The sequence below is a fragment of the Cellulosimicrobium cellulans genome (assembly GCF_006539945.1).
Classification (GTDB): Bacteria; Actinomycetota; Actinomycetes; order Actinomycetales; family Cellulomonadaceae; genus Cellulosimicrobium; species Cellulosimicrobium cellulans.
The window spans coordinates 55,283-74,488 of the sequence record NZ_BJNZ01000009.1 but is presented as its reverse complement, the minus strand read 5'-3'; the positions used below and the strand labels follow the sequence as shown (position 1 = coordinate 74,488).

Genomic DNA, 19,206 nt, shown 5'->3' with positions numbered 1-19,206 from the left:
TCTGGCGCACTTCGTACACCCGGCGTGCAAACTCGTGCGACCGTGGACGCGCGGGGGCCGGGAGGCGAGACGTCAGCGGTCGCGCGACGCGAGCAGCCGCTTCGCGCCGCGGCCGAGGTGCAGGGCGAAGAGCCGCTGGAACGTCGGCACGGCGAACGCGAACGGGCGCACCCACCACAGCACCGGACGGCTGAACACGTCGATGCTCCACCACAGGTCGCCCGCGTCGTCGCGCTCGACGGCGAAGCGTTCCTCCCCCACGAACGCGTGCCCGGGCAGGGTCCCGTACGCGAACGCGACCCGGTGCGCGGACCGCTCGACCCAGACTACCTCGCACGGCTCGTGCAGCCGGAGCCGCCCGACGCCGAGCAGCGTGGTCACGCGCGCGCCGGGCTCGGCGACCGGCGCCTCGGCCTCGAGCCGCACGCGCGCCGCGGCGTGCACACGCCACGTGAGGAGCTGCTCGCCGAGCCACGCGAGGTCGTCGGGCGTCCGGGGCTCGTCCGTGAGCCGACGACGCACGTGCAGGTGGCGATAGCCCGCGGGCCAGGTGTCCGTCCGGGTCGCTCCGACCTCCGGGTACGTGAACGTCATGCCGCTCTCCCCTCCGGGGCCCGTCCGGGCCCGCGTGTCGTGTCCTGTCCTCCGTCGCGGCGCTCCTCGTCCGAGCCATCCCCCTCGGGCGGGAGCGCCGGCCGGGCCGCGAGGACCCGCAAGCCGAGGAGCGTGCACAGCACGAAGCCGAGCGCGTTCGCGACGCCGTGCGTGGCCGCCATGACGTCGAGGCTCGGGTGCGCGAACCCGAGCGCCTCGCCCCCGGCCCACCAGAGCGCGAGCAGCATCGACAGGGCGACGACGACCGCACCCGTGCCGAGCAGCGCACGGGCGCCCGCCGTGCTCGCCGGGCCCCGGGGAGCGGCGAGATGCCCGCCTCCAGCCGCTCGCGCCGGACGGGAGGATCGAGCGAGCGAGCGGCCCGCCGCGACCGCCGTCGCCCACAGGGCGAGCGTGAGCACTCCCGCGCCGACGAGCTCGGCGACGTCGCCGACGAAGTAGCCGACCAGCACGAGCACCGTCCCGAGCGGCACGCCCCACGCTCCGGCGACCGCGAGCCGGTCGGTGGCGGCGAGGCGCGCGACCGTGCCCGCGATCAGTGCCGCGCCGAACCCGGCGTAGAGCATGTGCGGGACCGTGAGCGCGAGGTACGTCCCGGAGAACCCGAGGAGCCCCCACCCGGCACGCTCGGCGACGAGCGCGCTCGCGCCCACCGCGGGCATGGCCAGCGCGGTCACGGTCGCCGCGCGCGCGGCGAGGGCTGCCGCGGCGACCCGCCCGGGGCGGACGTCGTGCACCGTGCGCACAGCCAGACGTGCGCCGGCGAGGGCGAGCACCGCGGTCGCCACGGCGAAGACGAGCGCGAGGAGGGCGGACGGCGTCCCGCGCGGGACGACGAGGCTCGCTGCCCCGGCGAGCCCGGCGAGGGGCCACACGGCGCGGCGTGGCGAGGGGACGACGTCGGGCCCGAGGAGACGGAGGCCGAGCGGCAGGACCACGACCATGCCGAGGACCACGAGCCCCGAGACGAGGGCCGCACCCGCGGGGCTCACGTGTCTCCCTGCGCTGCCGTCTCGCGCTCGCGAGGGCCCTCGTCCGACGCGGGGGACGCCTCCGCGCCGGGGTGGACCGAGCGCACGAGGCGCAGGACGTCGTCGACCACGCCGCGCGCGACGGGCAGCCGCGCGAGCCGGACGAGACTGCCGACGAGCGCCGCGCCGCCGTCGACGAGCCGGCGGGTGCGCGCGAACCCGGGCGAGGTGTCGTGGACCCAGAAGAGCGTGATGCCGAGCTGGGCGAGCCACAGCAGCTCGGGGAGCTGGGCGCGCAGGTGTGCGGGGATGCGCGTCGACGTCCCGGCGACGACCTCGTCGAAGAGCGCGCGCGAGAGGTCGCGCGACGCGGCGGAGGCCGCGGAGAAGGGGCTGGCGTCCGAGCCGGGGCGGATCGCGACCGAGACGAACTCGCCGCCGAACGCGTGGAAGGGGGCGAACGCGTCGACCGACGCCCCCCAGACGCCGCGCAGCCGGTCCGCGAGCGAGCCGCCCGCGGCGAGCACGGGCGCCGCGCGCTCGGCGTGCTCGCGCTGCACCTCGAGGTAGAGCTCTTGGACGAGCGCGCCCTTGGACGGGAAGTGGTAGTACGCGTTCCCCGTGCTCACGCCGGCCTCGGCGGCCACCGCGCGCATGGTCGTCCGCTCGTACCCGACGTCCCGCAGCATCCGGACCGCGACGTCGCGCAGGTGCGCGCGTGTGCGCTCAGCCTTGGGCGTCGCACTCATGCGACGCCACCAGTTTTGAACATGTTCAAAACTTACCATGGAGCCGGCCCGGCAGGCGGGCGAGGGAGGTCGCCGCCGACGCCTGTTGTTTTCTGTTAGCTCTTGTGGGAATGTGTGGCGCGACAGCGCAGTCAGGTCCCCCATGCCCTGGACCACGTGGGACCCGCTCTTCGACGACGAAGGACACGCATGCGACGACCACGCTCGACAGGCGCCCTGGCGCTCGCCTCCGGCCTCCTGTCTCTCGCCCTCGCGGCGCCCGCGGTCGCGTCCCCGCCGACCTCCACGGCTGACCCGGACACGGCCCCGACCGCCACGTCCGTCGACCCGACGACGCCCCTCGACCGGCCCGAGGTCGGGCCGGGGACCTCGTTCGTCGACGTCCGCGAGAAGCTCGACGGCTACGCCGACCCCGACTGGTACGCGGCCAACGTCCCCGTCGTGGACCTCCCCGACGCGGACGCCGAGGCGGTCTACTACTACCGCTGGCGCGTGCTCAAGGAGCACCTCCGCTACACCGAGCCCGGCACCGGCTGGGTGCTTACGGAGTTCCTCGACTGCTGCGGCTACGCCGCGCCCTACCAGGCGATCAACGCCGCGGCGGGCCACCAGCTCGCCGAGGGCCGCTGGCTGCGCGACCAGCGCTACCTCGACGACTACGAGGACTACTGGCTCACCGGCCCCGGCCAGATCGAGCCCGCGCAGAACCCCGAGGCCGCCGACTGGGCGCACCAGTACTCCTTCTGGGCGGTCACCGCGATCGTCGAGCGCGCGAAGGTCACCGGGAACCTCGACCGTCTGCGCTCGCTCCAGCCCGAGCTCGAGACCTTCGTCGAGGACTGGGCGAACCAGTTCGACGCCGACCTCGGGCTCTACTGGCAGACGCCCGAGTACGACGCCAAGGAGAGCTCGCCCGCGTCGTACGTGACCGACCGCGACTACGCGGGCCGCCACACGTTCCGGCCGTCGATCAACGCCTACCTCTACGGCGACATGCTCGCGCTCGCCGAGGTCGCGACCCTCGACGGCGACGAGGCGACCGCGACGGAGTACCGCGACCGCGCCGCCGCGCTGCGCGAGGCCGTGGACACCTACCTCTGGGACGACGAGCGCGACTTCTTCTACGACGTCGTGGACTGGGAGAACCCCGACCACGAGCGGCTGCGCGACCGGCTCGACGTCGGGTTCGTCCCGTGGAAGTTCGGTCTCGCCACGCCCGAGCAGGCCGTCGCCCTCGACCAGCTCCTCGACCCGCAGGGGTTCGCGGCGCCGTACGGCCCGACGGTGACCGAGCGCCGCTCCCCCGACTTCTGGCGCTCGTCCGACCAGGGCTGCTGCAAGTGGGACGGGCCGTCGTGGCCGTTCTCGACGTCGCTCACGCTCGACGGTGTCGCGACGGCGCTGCGCGACGACGCCGCGGGCGACCTCACGCGCGCGGACTACCTCGACCTGTTCGACACCTACGTCCGCACGCAGTTCCGCGACGGCGAGCCGTACGTCGCCGAGGCGCACCACCCCGACGAGGACCGCTGGATCTACGACGGGAGCAACCACTCCGAGGACTACCTGCACTCCAGCTACGTGGACCTCGTGCTCCAGGACCTCCTCGGCCTCCAGCCGCAGTCCGACGACTCGCTCGTGCTCGACCCGCTCGTGCCCGCCGACTGGGACTGGTTCGCCGCGGAGAACGTGCCGTACCACGGGCGCAACGTCACGGTCCTGTTCGACCGCGACGGCTCACGCTACGGGGCAGGCCCTGGCCTGCGCGTCTACCTCGACGGCGAGCAGCTGCTGCACGCCGACGCCGACGCGCTCGCCGAGGGCGCCGACCCGCTCGAGGTGCCGGTGCCGAGCGGCGAGCCGCAGCGCCTCCCCCACGCGGTCAACACGTCGGCGAACCCGCTCAAGAACGCCTACCCGCGACCCGTCGCGTCGTACACGTGGCGCTACGACGACGCGTGGCGGGTCCTCGACGGCAAGGTCTGGTACGACGAGGTGCCGCAGAACACCCGCTGGTCCAGCTACTCCTCGCCGAACGCCCGCGACTGGGTCGGCGTCGAGTTCGCCGAGCCGACGACGATCGGCGACGTCCGCTTCCACGGCTACCAGGACGCCGACGCCGTCCAGCCCGCCGCCGGCTACGAGCTCGAGTACTGGGACGGCGCGGCCTGGCAGGTCGTCCCCGACCAGACGCGCGTGCCCGAGCAGCCCGTCGGCAACGGCCTGAACCGCATCACGTTCCCGCCGCTCGAGACGACGAGCTACCGTCTCACGTTCGACGCCGCGCCCGGGAAGTCCGTCGGGGTGACCGAGCTCGAGTCCTGGAGCCCCGTGTCACGCGCCGTCTCGGCACGCGTCGAGGCCGCGGAGCCCGCCGTCGGTCACGCCTCGCGCGTCGACGTGACGATCTCGACGCGCGACGACGTCGTCGTCGGCGCCGAGGTCACGCCCGAGCTCCCGGCAGGCTGGACGGCCGTCGCCGTGGGCGAGGCAGGCCCGCTCGACCTCGGCGCGTGGGACCGGGCGACCCGGTCGTGGGACGTCACACCCGGGCCCGACGCCGTCCCCGGCAGCGAGGCGCGGATCGGCGCCGTCGTGCGCTGGGGCGGGCCGAGCACGCCCGAGGAGGCACGCGCGACGACGACCGCCCGGCTGGCGTTCGACCCGGCCTGGTACGACGACGTCGTGCTGCACGACGACTTCGACGCCGACACGGCCGCCGACTGGACGACGCTGCGACCCTCCGGCGAGGCACTGCCCGCCGTCGCGGCCGGGGACGGGGTGCTCGCCGCGTCCGGCGACGCGCGCTACTGGGGGCTGTACGGGCACCGCACGGCCCGCGTGACGTCGTCGTCCGTGGTCATCGCGGAGATCGGCGCGTTCTCCGGCGCGGGCACGCAGGAGGACTCGCTGTTCCTCGGCCTCGCCGCGGCGGACCGCACCTACGCGCTCGCGTGGTTCAACCACACGAACGTCGCCTCGGGCCTCGACTACGTCGGGGGCGCGGACGGGTCGTCACCCTACTTCGGCCTGCGGGGCTACGGCCCCGGCGACCGGATCGCCCTCCAGGTGAACGGCGCGCGCGTCGACGTGTTCGCCGAGGAGGACGGCGCGTGGACCTGGTACGGCGGCACGACCACCGGCGGCGCGCTCGACACGTCCGACCCGGACGTGCTCGCCGGGCTCCTGCCCACGATCGGCTTCCGGGCCGACCGCGGCACGGTGAGCGTCGCGTCGTTCGAGGTGCGGTCCCGCTCCACCGACGTGCCCGCGCCCCAGGTGGACGTCACCGCGGTGCCGCGCTGCCTCGCCGGCACGGCGTACGTCGCGGTCCGGGCGTCGTACGTCGGGACGGGCAGCGCCGGGGCGGGCGACCCGGTGGACGTCGAGCTCGTGACGCCGTTCGGGTCGCGCACGGTCACGGGAGTCGCCCCGGGCGCCAACGCCTACCAGTCGTTCTCCGCGGGCGCCGCGTCGCTCGCGGCGGGCACGGCGTCCGTCCGGGTGACCGACGCGGCGGGGCGGGTCACCGAGCACGCGGCACCGTTCGCGGCCCTCGCCTGCTGACCGGCCGGCAGGTCCCACGATCGCGGCTGCCCGAGCAGGCGGTCGAGGCACGTCCCCGCTGCGAGGACGGGTCACGACCGCCTGCTCGCGGGGCGAGCGGCTCCCGACCCAGAGGACCGGCTCCTCAGAAGAGACGGGAGTCCACGTCGTCGACGCCGCGCATCGCGTCGTAGTCGAGCACGAGGCAGCCGATCCCCCGGTCCGTCGCGAGGACGCGCGCCTGCGGCTTGATCTCCTGCGCGGCGAACACGCCGCGCACGGGGGCGAGGAGCGGGTCGCGGTTGAGCAGCTCGAGGTAGCGGGTGAGCTGCTCGACACCGTCGATGTCGCCCCGGCGCTTGATCTCGACGGCGACCGTCGCGCCGCTCGCGTCCTTGGCGAGGATGTCCACGGGGCCGATCGCGGTCGGGTACTCGCGGCGCACGAGCGTGTGCCCCGAGCCGAGCAGCTCGATCTGCGCGGCGAGCATCTCCTGGAGGTGCGCTTCCACACCGTCCTTGACGAGGCCCGGGTCGATGCCCAGCTCGTGCGAGCTGTCGTGCTGGACCTCGTGGAGCTCGATCTCCAGGCGGTCGTCGCTCTTCGTGTGCTGGACGGCCCAGACCTCGGTCACGCCGCGATCGCGGGCCTCCTCGGACGGCTCACGGACCGCGAGCGAGCACGGAGGGCTCATCCAGTTGAGGGGCTTGTACGAGCCGCCGTCGGAGTGCAGCAGCACGCTCCCGTCGGCCTTGACGATGAGCACGCGCGTCGCGAGCGGCAGGTGGGCCGAGAGACGGCCGGTGTAGCGGGCGGAGCAGCGGGCGACGACGAGACGCATGAGGCAGGTCCTCCGGGTCGGTGGTGGGCGGTCCGGGACGCGGCGTCAGCCCACGGGCGACGCCTCAGACGACGACGTCGCGCCGACCGGGCGGCGCGGCCTCCAGCCAGGAGGCGAGCCCCTCGTACGCGGCGCGCGACATCGTGAGCTCGAACTCCTGGCCGTGGTAGCGGCACCGGACGAGGTAGGTGTCGGGGCCGTCGCCGACGAACGGCTCGCGGCCCGCGATGACGAGGTCGTAGCGGGACCACGTCCGGGCGGGGCGGATCGACACCGACCACAGCCGCCACCAGTCGATACGACCGACGCCGTAGTGCGCGATGCCCGCGACCCAGGGCGCACCGGCCGCGCCCGCGCGCCGTGCACCGCACTCGAACGAGCCGACGCGGTGGGACAGGGCGCGCAGACGCCACGCCCCCAGCCCGATCGCGAGAAGGACGAGGACGAGCAGTCCGATCGCGAGCCAGGCCAGGGGCGTCATGGTCGTGCGAGGGTCAGCGGGCCGGTACGGACTCGACCGAGTCCGCGACGATCGTGACCTGGTTGGAGTCGACGGAGAGGAACCCTCCGCTGACGCGCACGTCGAGGGTCTCACCCTCGGCCACGATGCGCACCGAGCCCTCGCGCAGCACGGAGAGCAGGGGCGAGTGGTCCGCGAGGATGCCGATCTCGCCGTCCGCCGCAGGGGCCGTGACCCGCTGCGCGCGGCCCGACCAGATCTTGCGGTCCGCCGCCACGAGGTCGACGTTCAGCTGTGCCACGGGAACTCCTTCATGGGCGGTTCATGCCCGGCGTGGTGTCCGGGTCCGGGTGCGACGCCCGCGGGGCCGGGCCGAGCGGCCCGGCCCCGCGTGTGCGTCGGATCAGGCGCCGTACTCCTGCTGGATGCGCGCCCAGTTGCGCTCGAGGTCCTCGAGGCCACCGATGTTGAAGAACGCCTGCTCGGCGACGTGGTCGAACTCGCCGTCCGCGATCTTCTTGAACGCCTCGATGGTCTCGCTCAGCGGCACCGTCGAGCCGACGACACCCGTGAACTTCTCGGCCATGTAGGTGTTCTGGGAGAGGAACTGCTGGATGCGGCGCGCACGCGCGACGACCGTCTTGTCCTCCTCCGAGAGCTCGTCCACACCGAGGATCGCGATGATGTCCTGGAGCTCCTTGTTGCGCTGCAGGATCGACTTCACGCGCGTCGCGACGTCGTAGTGCTCCTGGCCCACGTAGCGCGGGTCGAGGATGCGGCTCGTCGACGCGAGCGGGTCCACCGCGGGGTACAGACCGCGCGAGGCGATCTCACGGGAGAGCTCGGTCGTCGCGTCGAGGTGCGCGAACGTCGTCGCCGGCGCCGGGTCGGTGTAGTCGTCCGCCGGCACGTAGATCGCCTGGAGCGAGGTGATCGAGTGACCACGCGTCGAGGTGATGCGCTCCTGGAGCAGACCCATCTCGTCCGCGAGGTTCGGCTGGTAGCCCACCGCGGACGGCATGCGGCCGAGCAGCGTCGACACCTCGGAGCCCGCCTGCGTGAAGCGGAAGATGTTGTCGATGAACAGGAGGACGTCCTGCTTCTTCACGTCACGGAAGTACTCCGCCATCGTCAGCGCGGAGAGCGCGACGCGAAGACGCGTGCCCGGGGGCTCGTCCATCTGGCCGAAGACGAGCGCCGTCTTGTCGAAGACGCCGGCCTCCTCCATCTCGACGATGAGGTCGTTGCCCTCACGCGTGCGCTCGCCGACACCGGCGAACACGGACACGCCACCGTGGTCCTGCGCGACGCGCTGGATCATCTCCTGGATGAGGACCGTCTTGCCGACGCCCGCACCACCGAAGAGGCCGATCTTCCCACCCTGGACGTACGGGGTGAGGAGGTCGATGACCTTGATGCCCGTCTCGAACATCGTGGTCTTCGACTCGAGCTGGTCGAACGCCGGGGGCTTGCGGTGGATCGGCCAGCGCTCGGTGACCTCGACCGTCTCGCCCGGAACGCCGTTGAGCACGTCCCCCGTGACGTTGAAGACCTTGCCCTTGGTGACGTCGCCGACGGGGACGCTGATCGGCGCGCCGGTGTCGGTGACCTGGGCACCGCGGACGAGACCGTCCGTCGGCTTGAGGGCGATGGCGCGCACGAGCGAGTCACCCAGGTGCTGGGCGACCTCGAGCGTGAGCGTGAACGACTTCTCGCCCTCGCCCTGCGACGAGAGGTCGATCTCGACGGTCAGCGCGTTGTAGATGTCGGGGATCGCGTCCGCCGGGAACTCGATGTCCACGACGGGGCCGATCACACGAGCGACCCGGCCCACGCCGGGACCGCTGGAGTGCTCGACCTGTGCTTCCACGGTGGTGGCGGTCATTGCTGGCCTCGCTTCGCAGTGCCGGAGTGGTCCCCGGCGGTGTCGGTCAGGATGTCGGTGATGGTGCTGGCCGCGCGGGCCGTGCGGCCCGTCATGACGCCGCCAGGGCGTCGGCACCCGAGACGATCTCGCTGATCTCCTGGGTGATGTCCGCCTGACGCGCCTGGTTCGCCAGCCGCGTGTAGTTGCGGATGAGGTCCTCCGCGTTGTCCGTCGCCGTGTGCATCGCGCGCTGACGTGCGGCGAGCTCGGACGCCGCCGCCTCGAGGAGGCAGCTGAAGATCCGGCTGCGCACGTAGCGCGGGAGCAGCTCGTCGAGCACGGCCTCGGGCGAGGGCTCGAAGTCGTACAGCGGCAGCACGTCGTGCTTGCCCGCCGGGGCGACACCCTCGACGACCTCGAGCGGGAGCATCCGCACGACGCGCGGGCGCTGCGTGACCATGTTGACGAACTGCGTGTACACGATGTGCAGCTCGCTCACGCCGCCCTCGGCCGCCGGCGCGAGGAACGCCCCGAGCAGGGCGTCCGCGATCTCGCCCGCGACCTCGGAGTTGGGCGCGTCCGACCCGTACGACCACGACCCGGCGAGCTCGCGCCCGCGGAACGTGTAGTACGAGATGGCACGGCGACCGGCCCCGTAGAGCGCGACCTCCTTGCCCTCGGCCACGAGGCGCTCGACGAGGCGCTCGGTCTCGCGGATGATCGACGCCGAGTAGGCGCCGGCCATGCCGCGGTCGGAGGCCACGACGAGCACCGCGACGCGGTTGGTGTCCGTGCGCTCGCTCGTCAGCGGGTGCTTCGTCGACGTGTGCGTCGCGACGGCCGACACGGCCCGGGTGATCGCCCGGGCGTACGGCGACGCGGCGGCCGTGCGGTCGCGCGCCTTGCCGATCCGCGACGCGGCGATGAGCTCCTGCGCGCGGAACATCTTCTTGAGCGACTGCGTCGACTTGATCCGCTGCTTGTAGACGCGCTGGGATCCGGCCATCGTCAGGCCCTCTTCTGCCGGACGATCTGCTCCTGCTCGATCTCCGTCTCGGCCTCGTCCTCGGTGTCCCCACCGACGAGCGGCGTGCCGTCACCCGTGAGGAAGCCGGAGCGGAACGCGTCGACCGCGGAGGAGAGCTGGGCCTCGGTCTCGTCCGACAGCTTGCCGGTCTCCGCGATCGTCGACAGGACGTCCGTGTTGCGGCGCAGGTGGTCGAGCAGCTCGGACTCGAAGCGACGCACGTCCTCGACCGGGACGTCGTCGATCTTGCCCTTGGTGCCGGCCCAGATCGACGCGACCTGGTCCTCGACGGGGTACGGCGAGTACTGGCCCTGCTTGAGCAGCTCCATGAGGGCCGCACCGCGCTTCAGCTGGCCGCGCGACGCCGCGTCGAGGTCGGACGCGAACATCGCGAACGCCTCGAGCGCCCGGAACTGCGCGAGCTCGAGCTTCAGCGTGCCGGAGACCTGCTTCATCGCCTTGACCTGCGCGGCACCACCGACGCGGGACACCGAGATGCCGACGTCGACGGCCGGGCGCTGGTCGGCGTTGAACAGGTCCGACTGGAGGAAGATCTGGCCGTCGGTGATGGAGATGACGTTCGTCGGGATGTACGCCGAGACGTCGTTCCCCTTGGTCTCGATGACCGGCAGGCCCGTCATCGAGCCGGCGCCGAGCTCGTCCGAGAGCTTCGCGCAACGCTCGAGCAGGCGGGAGTGCAGGTAGAAGACGTCACCGGGGTACGCCTCGCGGCCCGGCGGGCGGCGCAGCAGGAGCGACACGGCACGGTAGGCCTCGGCCTGCTTCGACAGGTCGTCGAACACGATGAGGACGTGCTTGCCGCCGTACATCCAGTGCTGGCCGATGGCCGAGCCCGTGTACGGGGCGAGGTACTTGAAGCCCGCCGGGTCGGACGCGGGAGCCGCGACGATCGTCGTGTACTCGAGCGCGCCGGCATCCTCGAGCGCGCCGCGGACCGACGCGATCGTGGAGCCCTTCTGGCCGATGGCGACGTAGATGCAGCGGACCTGCTTCTCGGGGTCGCCCGACTCCCAGTTGGCCTTCTGGTTGATGATCGTGTCGATCGCGATCGCCGTCTTGCCCGTCTGGCGGTCACCGATGATCAGCTGGCGCTGGCCGCGGCCGATCGGGATCATCGAGTCGATCGCCTTGAGGCCGGTCTGGAGCGGCTCGTGGACCGACTTGCGGTCCATGACGCCGGGCGCCTGGAGCTCGAGGGCGCGGCGGCCCTCCGTCGCGACCTCGCCGAGGCCGTCGATCGGGTTGCCCAGCGGGTCGACGACGCGACCGAGGTACCCGTCGCCGACGGGGACCGAGAGGACCTCGCCGGTCCGGCGGACCTCCTGGCCCTCCTCGATGCCGGTGAACTCGCCGAGGACGACGACACCGATCTCACGGACGTCGAGGGTGAGGGCGAGACCCAGGGTCCCGTCCTCGAAGCGCAGCAGCTCGTTGGCCATCGCGCCCGGCAGACCCTCGACCTGGGCGATGCCGTCGGCGGCCAGGGTGACCCGGCCCACCTCCTCGGACACGGCGCCCTCGGGCTCGTAGGACTTCACGAAGCTGTCCAGAGCGGCCCGGATCTCCTCCGGCCGGATCGTCAGCTCAGCCATTGCTCTTCTCCTGTCGTGGCCGCACCTCGTGGTTCGGGTGCGGTCGAACGTTTGTCGGTTGTGCGGCCGGTGGCCGGCAGGACGGTCGTCGGTCGGAAGGGTCGGCTCGTCAGCTCACGAGGCGACGGCGGGCGTCGGCGAGCCGGGAGAGCACGGTGGAGTCCACGACGTCGGCGCCCACCTGGACGCGCAGCCCGCCGAGCACCGTGGGGTCCACGGTGACGTTGAGCTGCACGGCGCGCCCGTAGGCCCGCTCGAGCAGCCCCGCGAGACGGTCGAGCTGCGCCTGCGTGAGCACCGCGGCCGACGTGACCGAGGCGACGAGGCGCTGGCGACGCTCGGCCGCGATCTCCCCGATCCACCCCAGCGTCGGGACGAACCGGCGACCGCGCAGCGCACGCGTCGCGTGGACCGCGAGCACCTCGGTGACGCGGTCGACCTTGCCGTCGAGCAGCGCGTGCACGAACGCGGCGCGACGCCCGGGGTCGGTCGTGTCGTCGGAGAGGACCTGCCGCGCCTCGCGCTGCCCGACGAGCGCGCGCGAGGTCCGGAACAGCTCGTCCTCGACCTTCTCCAGCGCGCCGCGGGCCTCGGCCGACGCGAGGACCGCGTCCAGGCCCAGGCGCTCGGTCGCGTCCGCGAGGTCACCCTCGCGGGTCCAGCGGGACCGGACCAGGCCGGACACGAGGTCCACGACCCGCTCGTCGAAGCCCGACGCGAGGACGGCGGACACGAGGGCCGCCTTGTCCGCGCCGGACCGCGACGGGTCCGCGAGCGAGCGCCGCAGCGGCGCCGACCCGTCGAACGCCGCGGTGACCGCGAAGAGCTGCTCGCCCAGCGCGAGCGCGCCCTCGCCCGCCGAGCGCAGGACCGGCTCGAACCGGTCCCGCGCCTGCGTCAGGGACTCGCCGCTCGTTCCGCGCATCAGCGCTCCTCGGAGGCCGTGCCCGCCGCGCTCGCCGCCGCGGGACCCGCGGCCTCGAGCTCGTCGAGGAAGCGGTCGACGACGCGGCTCTGGCGCGCCGAGTCGGTGAGCGACTCGCCCACGATCTTCGAGGCGAGCTCCGTCGCGAGCAGACCGACGTCGTTGCGCAGCGAGACCGCGGCCTGCTGGCGCTCGGCCTCGATCTGGCGGTGCGCCGTCTCGACGATGCGCGCGGCGTCGTCCGACGCCTTGACCCGCAGGTCAGCGACGATGGCCGAGCCCTCGGCGCGTGCGTCCTCACGGATCCTGGCCGCCTCGGTGCGCGCCTCCTGGAGCTGCTGGTGGTACTCCGCCAGCGCCGCGGCAGCCTCGGCCTGTGCGGACTCCGCCTTGGCGAGACCGCCCTCGATCTTCGCGGTGCGCTCGTCGAGGATCGCCTGGAACTTCGGCAGGATCGCCTTGTAGAAGACGATCGCGATGACGATCATGATGACGGACGACCAGAGGATGTCGTACCCGGCGGGGAGGAACAGGTCGATGCCCTGCGGCTCCTCGCCCGTCTCCGCCGCGACGTTCAGCGCGGCGGTCGCCAGCGCCGACATCACGCCGTGAAGAGGAAGCCGGCGACGAGACCGAGCAGCGCGAGCACCTCGACGAACGCGACACCGATGAACATGGTGGCGCGAAGCTGGCCGGCGACCTCGGGCTGGCGGGCGATGCCCTCGATGGTCTTGCCGATGAGAATGCCGAGGCCGATGCCCGGGCCGATCGCGGCGAGGCCGTAACCGACGGTGCCGATGTTGCCGGTGACCTCAGCGAGAGTGGTGACGTCCACGATTGCTCGTTCCTTCCGTTGGGCGCCCGACCGGATGACCGGGCGTCGCGTTGGTAAAGCGCTTGATGGGTGTGTCTGGTGGAGCGGAGTCGGTGCACGACCCGGAGGTCAGTGCTCCTCCTCGAGCGACATGTTGATGTAGACCGCCGCGAGGAGGGCGAAGATGTAGGCCTGCAGGAAGGCGACCAGGATCTCGAAGAGCGTGATCGCGAAGCCGCCGACGAGGGTGAGCGCGCCGAAGGCCTTCATCGCGGGCACTGCCTCGAAGACGAAGTACTGCGTCGCGGCGAAGCACAGGACGAGCATGATGTGACCGGCGATCATGTTGGCCGCGAGTCGGATGGCCAGGGAGGCCGGCCGGATGATGAGGATCTGCAGCAGCTCGATCGGCGTCACGATGAGGTAGATGGGCCACGGGATACCAGGCGGGAAGAGATTGTTCTTCAGGTAGCCGCCGAGGCCGTGCTTCTTGATGCCGACCGCCCAGTAGGTCGCGAAGACCCAGAGCGCGAGCACGATCGGGAGCCCGATGCGCGAGGTCCCGGCCAGGTTGAGGAACGGGATCACGCTCGTGATGTTGAAGGCCAGCACGGCGAAGAAGATCGTGGCGATCATGGGGACGAACCGCCGGGCGGTCTCCTTCCCCATGATCTCCTCGACGATCTGGACGCGCACGAAGTCGATGAGCATCTCGAGCGCGTTCTGGAGGCGTCCGGGAACGAGTCGCGCCCGACGGGCCCCGATGACGAAGATCGTCAGGAGGACGACGGTGGCGACGATCCGGATGATCCAGATGCGGTCGATCTGGAAGATCGTGCCCTCGAAGAGGATGGCCGGCGGGAAGAAGTCGGCGATCGACGGCGCGTGGAAGCCACCTTCGCTCTCGGAAGCAGCGAGGAGCACGGGGGTCGCAAGCGTGGACAGGGTGGACTCCCAATGGTCGTGTGGTCCGGGCAGCCGTCACTCGATGGTGGGCACGCCGTCGGACCTGGCCGTCATGGATTCGCCAGTAGCCTAACGTATGGATCGGCGTGCTCACGCCGATCTGGCGGCGCTTGTGACATTTTGCTCATGCGCTCCGGGCAACTGGTCCCTGGCCCGGACGCCGCCCGCCTGGTAGAGGCGTGGTCGGTCAGCGGGCGTCGGGCTCGACGTAGGGGATGCGCCCCCTGCTCACCGCCCGGTAGTCGAGCACCGCGGAGCCGATGACGCCGACGAGCAGGACCCCCGCGAAGACCCAGCGGTCGTAGAAGTCCATGCCGCGCAGGACCATGAGGATCACGATGAGCACGACCATCTTCGCGAGCCAGCTCCCCATGACGACCGCCGCGGTCGTCGTCGGGCTGGCGTCCACCGTGCGCAGCATCGCCCAGACCGTGGTGGCCGAGAAGAGCAGCGCCACGCCCACCCCGAGGAGGGCACCCCACACGCCCGGCAGTCCGGCGACGAGCGCACCGATCGCGACGCCGAGGACCGTGAGCCCGCCGAGCAGGACGAGCACGTCCCGCAGCGCGGTCCGGAAGACCGTGCGCACGGCCTGCCCGTGCGGGCCGATCGTCTGCTCGGCAGGCTGCCCGCCGTCCGGCTGGGCGGGCTCGGGCTGGCTCGTCGTCATCTGAGGGCTTCCTTCGGCGGTGTGTTCGGGGCGGAGGTCGTCGGGACGGGCGTGGGTGAGGTCGGGGGACGGACGGAGGCGGCCGCGACGTCGTCGTCGAGGAAGCGTCCGCGCGTGCGGAGAGGGCCGATCGTGAGCAGCGCCGCGAGCACCACGGCGATCGCGAGCCCCACGGCGACGACCCGGGCGGGCCACTGCACCACGGCCACGGCCCCGAACGCGAACACCGCCGTCCACAGGTACAGGATGAGGACCGCACGGCGGTGCGAGTGCCCCAGCGCGAGCATGCGGTGGTGCAGGTGCAGCCGGTCGGGGTGGAAGGGCGACTTGCCCGAGAGCGTCCGGCGGGCGACCGCCATCCCCATGTCGAGCAGCGGCAGGAGGATGACCGCGAGCGGCAGGAGGATCGGGAGGAACGCCGGGAGCTGCGCGCCCGTCGACAGGGTCTGCGGGTCGATGTTCCCCGTCACGACGATCGCCGCGGCCGAGAACACGAGCCCGAGCACCATCGATCCCGAGTCCCCCATGAAGATGCGGGCGGGATGGAAGTTGTGGGGCAGGAAGCCGACGCAGATGCCGACCAGCGCCGCGATCACGAGCGTCGCGAGGCTCGAGTAGTCGTCGGCGCTCGCCCTCTGCGTGAGCACGTAGGAGTAGACGAAGAACGCGGCGCCGCCGATCGCGACCAGCCCGGCCGCGAGGCCGTCGAGACCGTCGACGAAGTTCACGGCGTTCATCGCGACGACGACCACGAGGATCGTGGCGGCGAGCTGGAGTCGCGAGGACCAGATGAGCTGCTGGTCGCCGATCCCGAGGGGGAGCGTGAAGAGCACGACCCCCTGGACCGCCATGAAGCCCGCGGCGAGCACCTGGCCCGCGAGCTTCGTCATCCAGTCGAGGTCCCAGATGTCGTCGGCGATCCCGAGCACGCAGACGATCGCGGCCGCGCCGACGATCCCCCACGCACGCGAGTCCGCCACGAGCCGGCCCGCGACCTCGCTGACGAACACGCTCTCGAGGAACGGCATCTGCGACGCGAAGACCACCGCCACCACGAGGCCCAGCAGCATGGCGAGCCCGCCGAGCCGGGGGGTCGGGATCGTGTGGACGTCGCGGTCGCGCACCGCGGTGATCGCGCCGGTGCGCAGCGCGACCCAGCGCGCGAAGGGCGTCGCGAGGAACGTCACCACGGCGGCGACGAGCATCACGAGCAGGTAGACCCTCACCCGCCGTTCGCCTCCGGCTCCCCGGCGTCGTCGGTGGTGGGAGCGTCGGAAGGCGCGGCGGTGGGCGCGTCGGAGGGGGCGTCGGCGGGCGGGTCGTCCGGGCCCGCGACGTCCGCGACCTCGCGGAGCCGGTCGAGCGTGACCGCTCCCTGGCGCACGACGCGCAGCGTGTCGGACGTCGCGTCGACGATGGTCGACGCCACCCCGCCGGGCGCCGTGCCGCCGTCGAGGTAGACCGTCACGGCGTCGCCGAGCTGCGCCTGCGCGTCGTCGACGTCGAGGGCCGCGGGACGACCGGTCGCGTTCGCCGACGACACCGCGAGCGGCCCGGTGCGGCGCAGGAGCGCGAGCGCGGCCGCGTGGTCGGGCATGCGTAGGGCGACGGTCCCGTGCGTCTCCCCCAGGTCCCACGCGAGCGAGGGCTGGGCACGCAGGATGATCGTGAAGCCGCCGGGCCAGAAGGCCTCGACGAGGCGGCGCGCGTCGTCGGGCACGTCGGTGGCGAGGCCGTCGAGCGTGCGCGCGTCCGGCACGAGCACGGGCGGGGGCATCTGCCGGCCCCGGCCCTTGGCCGCGAGGAGCGCGGCGACGGCCTCGGCGTCGAAGGCGTCGGCGCCGATTCCGTAGACGGTGTCGGTGGGCAGCACGACGAGGCCACCGCGGGAGATCGCGTTGACCGCCTCGTCGATGCCGGCGCCCCAGGTGTTCGGGTCGATCACGGGGTGGACGGAGCTCACGGGTCCATCCTTCCACGCTCACGGGCGGGCTCCGGGTCACCGGCGTGCTCGGGTCCCGAGCGCCGGGCCACGACCATGCGGTCGCGCCCCGTGAGGTCGACGACGGTGCGGACGTCGACGAACGCGCCGGTCGCCGCGACCATGCGGCGCGCGGCCGCGGCCTGGACCTCGGCGTGCTCCATGACGTAGAGACCGCCGGGGCGAAGGAGCCGCGCGGCCGCGGCCGTGATCCCCCGCGGCACCTCGAGACCGTCGGGCCCGAGGCCGTAGAGCGCCACGCCGGGGTCGTGGTCGGCCACCTCGGGATCGCGCGGGACGGCACCGGGAGGCACGTACGGCGGGTTGGACACGACGACGTCGACCGTGCCGTCGAGACCGCCGTCGGCGGCGGGCCCGGCGAGCGCCGTGCGGGCGTCGCCCCGCACCAGGTGCACGACGACGCCGCTCGCCTCGCGCACGGCCGTCACGTTCCGCTCGGCCCAGGCGTGGGCGGCGGCGTCGAGCTCGACCGCGTGCACGTCGGTCCCGGCGACCTCCGTCGCGACGGCGAGCGCGATCGCCCCCGAACCGGTGCACAGGTCGACCACGGTGGCGCGCCCCGCCCCGGCCACGACCGCGCGCGCCGCGTCGACGGCGACCTGCGCGACCTGCTCGGTCTCGGGCCGCGGGACGAAGACGCCCGGTCCGACGGCCAGCTCGAGGTGCCGGAACGGCGCGGTGCCCACGAGGTGCTGGAGCGGCACGCGCTGCGCGCGCCGGGCGACGAGCTCCGCGAGGGCGGGCGCGACGTCGTCCGGGACGGGCGTGCCGAGGACCGCGCGACGCGCCACGTCGCTCCGGGGCACCGCGAGCACGTGGGCGAGCAGGAGCTCGGCGTCCGCACGTGCCGAGGGCACCCCCGCGGCGTCGAGGACGGCCGTCGCCCAGCCCAGCCAGGCGGAGGTGCGGGCGTCCGACGGCAGGTTGGGGGCGACCGGCTCAGGCATCGCCGGCGCTCGCGAGGCGGGCCGCCTCGTCGGCCTCGACCGCCGAGCGCACGACCGGGTCGAGGTCGCCGTCGAGCACCTGGTCGAGGTTGTAGGCCTTGTACCCGGTGCGGTGGTCCGCGATGCGGTTCTCCGGGAAGTTGTACGTCCGGATGCGCTCGGAGCGGTCGACCGTGCGGACCTGCGAGCGACGCAGGTCGGCAGCCTCCGCGGCGGCGGCCTCTTGCTGGGCGGCGAGCAGCCGCGCCCGCAGCACGCGCATCGCCTGCTCGCGGTTCTGGAGCTGCGACTTCTCGTTCTGCATCGACACGACGATCCCCGTGGGCAGGTGCGTGATGCGCACCGCGGAGTCGGTCGTGTTGACGGACTGCCCGCCGGGGCCGGACGAGCGGTACACGTCGATGCGCAGGTCGTTCGGGTCGATCTCGACCTCGCCCGCGTCCTCGACCTCGGGGAACACGAGCACGCCGGCCGCGGAGGTGTGGATCCGGCCCTGCGACTCGGTCACGGGCACGCGCTGGACGCGGTGCACGCCGCCCTCGTACTTGAGGTTCGCCCAGACGCCGTCGGCAGGGTCGCTCGGCGTGCTGCGCGCCTTGACCGCGACCTGGACGTCCTTGTAGCCGCCGAGGTCGGACTCGGTGGACTCGAGGACCTCGGTCCTCCAGCCCCGACGCTCCGCGTACCGCAGGTACATCCGCAGCAGGTCGCCCGCGAACAGGGCGGACTCCTCGCCGCCCTCGCCCGCCTTGATCTCGAGGATGACGTCGCGCCCGTCGTCAGGGTCACGGGGCACGAGCACGCGGCGCAGGCGCTCGCGCGCCTCCTCCTCCGCGGCGCGCAGGTCCGGGAGCTCCGCGGCGAACGCGTCGCCGTCCTCGCCCCCGAGGGCCGCGAGCTCGGCGGCGGCCTCGGCGTCGTCGCTCGCCTCGCGCCACGCGCGGTACGCGCCGACCACCTGGTTGAGCTCGGCGTATCGCCGCCCCAGCGTGCGCGCACGACCGGCGTCCGCGTGGACGGTGGGGTCGGCGAGCTGGCCCTCGATGTCGGCGTGCTCGGCCAGCAGCGGCTCGACGGCGGCGAACGACTCGGTCACGGACTGCTCCTCGGTGGCGGGCTGGGTCGCGGCCGGCGCGCCGGGGCGGCGACCGCGCGAGGATCGGTGGATCGCTCGGGCAAAGCAACAGCGCCGG

General features: G+C 72.9%; 19 protein-coding genes. 1 reads left to right on the top strand and 18 read right to left on the bottom strand.

Annotated elements, in window-relative coordinates:
- Positions 1 to 72: 72 nt before the first annotated feature.
- The 3 genes from CCE02nite_RS09115 to CCE02nite_RS09105 are packed head-to-tail and all read right to left on the bottom strand — an operon-like array spanning position 73 to position 2,335.
- The gene (locus CCE02nite_RS09115) at positions 73 to 594 is read right to left on the bottom strand and encodes a DUF1990 domain-containing protein (RefSeq protein WP_141389330.1); all 522 of its coding nucleotides are present in this window, start codon (positions 592 to 594) and stop codon (positions 73 to 75) included.
- Entirely contained in the window at positions 591 to 1,607 is a 1,017-nt protein-coding gene (locus CCE02nite_RS09110; protein WP_218027071.1) for a YndJ family protein, read from the bottom strand. The genes CCE02nite_RS09115 and CCE02nite_RS09110 overlap by 4 nt, the downstream gene beginning before the upstream one ends.
- On the bottom strand, positions 1,604 to 2,335 hold the full coding sequence (locus CCE02nite_RS09105; protein ID WP_141389329.1) for a TetR/AcrR family transcriptional regulator: 732 nt from the start codon (positions 2,333 to 2,335) through the stop codon (positions 1,604 to 1,606). The genes CCE02nite_RS09110 and CCE02nite_RS09105 overlap by 4 nt, the downstream gene beginning before the upstream one ends.
- Before the next feature lie 189 nt (positions 2,336 to 2,524).
- Here CCE02nite_RS09105 and CCE02nite_RS09100 point away from each other — a divergent pair, with 189 nt between their 5' ends.
- Positions 2,525 to 5,902 carry an MGH1-like glycoside hydrolase domain-containing protein gene (locus CCE02nite_RS09100; protein ID WP_141389328.1) on the top strand — a complete coding sequence of 1,126 codons (3,378 nt, stop codon included), beginning with the start codon at positions 2,525 to 2,527 and terminating at the stop codon, positions 5,900 to 5,902.
- 124 nt (positions 5,903 to 6,026) lie between these two features.
- Here the strand turns inward: CCE02nite_RS09100 and nucS are convergent, their stop codons facing one another.
- From nucS to prfA, 15 genes are all read right to left on the bottom strand, one after another.
- The gene (nucS, locus tag CCE02nite_RS09095; protein WP_141389327.1) at positions 6,027 to 6,722 is read right to left on the bottom strand and encodes an endonuclease NucS; all 696 of its coding nucleotides are present in this window, start codon (positions 6,720 to 6,722) and stop codon (positions 6,027 to 6,029) included.
- Positions 6,723 to 6,786: 64 nt separating this feature from the next.
- The gene (locus CCE02nite_RS09090) at positions 6,787 to 7,203 is read right to left on the bottom strand and encodes a DUF2550 domain-containing protein (RefSeq protein WP_141389326.1); all 417 of its coding nucleotides are present in this window, start codon (positions 7,201 to 7,203) and stop codon (positions 6,787 to 6,789) included.
- 13 nt (positions 7,204 to 7,216) lie between these two features.
- The gene (locus CCE02nite_RS09085) at positions 7,217 to 7,483 is read right to left on the bottom strand and encodes a F0F1 ATP synthase subunit epsilon (RefSeq protein WP_047232903.1); all 267 of its coding nucleotides are present in this window, start codon (positions 7,481 to 7,483) and stop codon (positions 7,217 to 7,219) included.
- A 102-nt stretch (positions 7,484 to 7,585) separates the two neighbouring features.
- Positions 7,586 to 9,067, bottom strand: coding sequence for a F0F1 ATP synthase subunit beta (atpD, locus tag CCE02nite_RS09080; protein WP_141389325.1), 1,482 nt, complete (start codon positions 9,065 to 9,067; stop codon positions 7,586 to 7,588).
- 91 nt (positions 9,068 to 9,158) lie between these two features.
- On the bottom strand, positions 9,159 to 10,055 hold the full coding sequence (locus CCE02nite_RS09075; RefSeq protein WP_047232901.1) for a F0F1 ATP synthase subunit gamma: 897 nt from the start codon (positions 10,053 to 10,055) through the stop codon (positions 9,159 to 9,161).
- A gap of 2 nt (positions 10,056 to 10,057) precedes the next feature.
- Positions 10,058 to 11,689, bottom strand: coding sequence for a F0F1 ATP synthase subunit alpha (gene atpA / locus CCE02nite_RS09070; RefSeq protein ID WP_141389324.1), 1,632 nt, complete (start codon positions 11,687 to 11,689; stop codon positions 10,058 to 10,060).
- 109 nt (positions 11,690 to 11,798) lie between these two features.
- Entirely contained in the window at positions 11,799 to 12,614 is an 816-nt protein-coding gene (locus tag CCE02nite_RS09065; protein WP_141389323.1) for a F0F1 ATP synthase subunit delta, read from the bottom strand.
- Entirely contained in the window at positions 12,614 to 13,216 is a 603-nt protein-coding gene (locus CCE02nite_RS09060; RefSeq protein ID WP_141389391.1) for a F0F1 ATP synthase subunit B, read from the bottom strand. The genes CCE02nite_RS09065 and CCE02nite_RS09060 overlap by 1 nt, the downstream gene beginning before the upstream one ends.
- On the bottom strand, positions 13,216 to 13,449 hold the full coding sequence (locus CCE02nite_RS09055; RefSeq protein ID WP_141389322.1) for an ATP synthase F0 subunit C: 234 nt from the start codon (positions 13,447 to 13,449) through the stop codon (positions 13,216 to 13,218). The genes CCE02nite_RS09060 and CCE02nite_RS09055 overlap by 1 nt, the downstream gene beginning before the upstream one ends.
- 108 nt (positions 13,450 to 13,557) lie before the next feature.
- The gene (gene atpB / locus CCE02nite_RS09050) at positions 13,558 to 14,352 is read right to left on the bottom strand and encodes a F0F1 ATP synthase subunit A (protein ID WP_237843401.1); all 795 of its coding nucleotides are present in this window, start codon (positions 14,350 to 14,352) and stop codon (positions 13,558 to 13,560) included.
- A 229-nt stretch (positions 14,353 to 14,581) separates the two neighbouring features.
- Positions 14,582 to 15,064, bottom strand: a complete 483-nt coding sequence (locus CCE02nite_RS09045; protein ID WP_255318750.1) for a Cg1360 family ATP-synthase-associated protein — start codon at positions 15,062 to 15,064, stop codon at positions 14,582 to 14,584.
- Positions 15,061 to 16,290 carry an MraY family glycosyltransferase gene (locus CCE02nite_RS09040; protein WP_141389320.1) on the bottom strand — a complete coding sequence of 410 codons (1,230 nt, stop codon included), beginning with the start codon at positions 16,288 to 16,290 and terminating at the stop codon, positions 15,061 to 15,063. The genes CCE02nite_RS09045 and CCE02nite_RS09040 overlap by 4 nt, the downstream gene beginning before the upstream one ends.
- Positions 16,287 to 17,027, bottom strand: a complete 741-nt coding sequence (locus CCE02nite_RS09035; RefSeq protein ID WP_141389319.1) for an L-threonylcarbamoyladenylate synthase — start codon at positions 17,025 to 17,027, stop codon at positions 16,287 to 16,289. The genes CCE02nite_RS09040 and CCE02nite_RS09035 overlap by 4 nt, the downstream gene beginning before the upstream one ends.
- The gene (gene prmC, locus CCE02nite_RS09030; protein ID WP_141389318.1) at positions 17,024 to 18,013 is read right to left on the bottom strand and encodes a peptide chain release factor N(5)-glutamine methyltransferase; all 990 of its coding nucleotides are present in this window, start codon (positions 18,011 to 18,013) and stop codon (positions 17,024 to 17,026) included. Before prmC ends, CCE02nite_RS09035 begins: the two co-directional genes overlap by 4 nt.
- Positions 18,006 to 19,109 carry a peptide chain release factor 1 gene (prfA, locus tag CCE02nite_RS09025; RefSeq protein WP_141389317.1) on the bottom strand — a complete coding sequence of 368 codons (1,104 nt, stop codon included), beginning with the start codon at positions 19,107 to 19,109 and terminating at the stop codon, positions 18,006 to 18,008. The genes prmC and prfA overlap by 8 nt, the downstream gene beginning before the upstream one ends.
- Positions 19,110 to 19,206: the final 97 nt, after the last annotated feature.

Coding starts and splice junctions, on each gene's coding strand:
- nucS (WP_141389327.1), bottom strand. CDS start 6,722: ATGCGTCTCGTCGTCGCCCGCTGCTCCGCCCGCTACACCGGCCGTCTC.
- CCE02nite_RS09060 (WP_141389391.1), bottom strand. CDS start 13,216: ATGTCGGCGCTGGCGACCGCCGCGCTGAACGTCGCGGCGGAGACGGGC.
- prmC (WP_141389318.1), bottom strand. CDS start 18,013: ATGCCTGAGCCGGTCGCCCCCAACCTGCCGTCGGACGCCCGCACCTCC.
- CCE02nite_RS09105 (WP_141389329.1), bottom strand. CDS start 2,335: ATGAGTGCGACGCCCAAGGCTGAGCGCACACGCGCGCACCTGCGCGAC.
- CCE02nite_RS09090 (WP_141389326.1), bottom strand. CDS start 7,203: ATGACGCCCCTGGCCTGGCTCGCGATCGGACTGCTCGTCCTCGTCCTT.
- CCE02nite_RS09075 (WP_047232901.1), bottom strand. CDS start 10,055: ATGGCCGGATCCCAGCGCGTCTACAAGCAGCGGATCAAGTCGACGCAG.
- CCE02nite_RS09100 (WP_141389328.1), top strand. CDS start 2,525: ATGCGACGACCACGCTCGACAGGCGCCCTGGCGCTCGCCTCCGGCCTC.
- CCE02nite_RS09045 (WP_255318750.1), bottom strand. CDS start 15,064: ATGACGACGAGCCAGCCCGAGCCCGCCCAGCCGGACGGCGGGCAGCCT.
- atpA (WP_141389324.1), bottom strand. CDS start 11,689: ATGGCTGAGCTGACGATCCGGCCGGAGGAGATCCGGGCCGCTCTGGAC.
- CCE02nite_RS09115 (WP_141389330.1), bottom strand. CDS start 594: ATGACGTTCACGTACCCGGAGGTCGGAGCGACCCGGACGGACACCTGG.
- atpD (WP_141389325.1), bottom strand. CDS start 9,067: ATGACCGCCACCACCGTGGAAGCACAGGTCGAGCACTCCAGCGGTCCC.
- CCE02nite_RS09065 (WP_141389323.1), bottom strand. CDS start 12,614: ATGCGCGGAACGAGCGGCGAGTCCCTGACGCAGGCGCGGGACCGGTTC.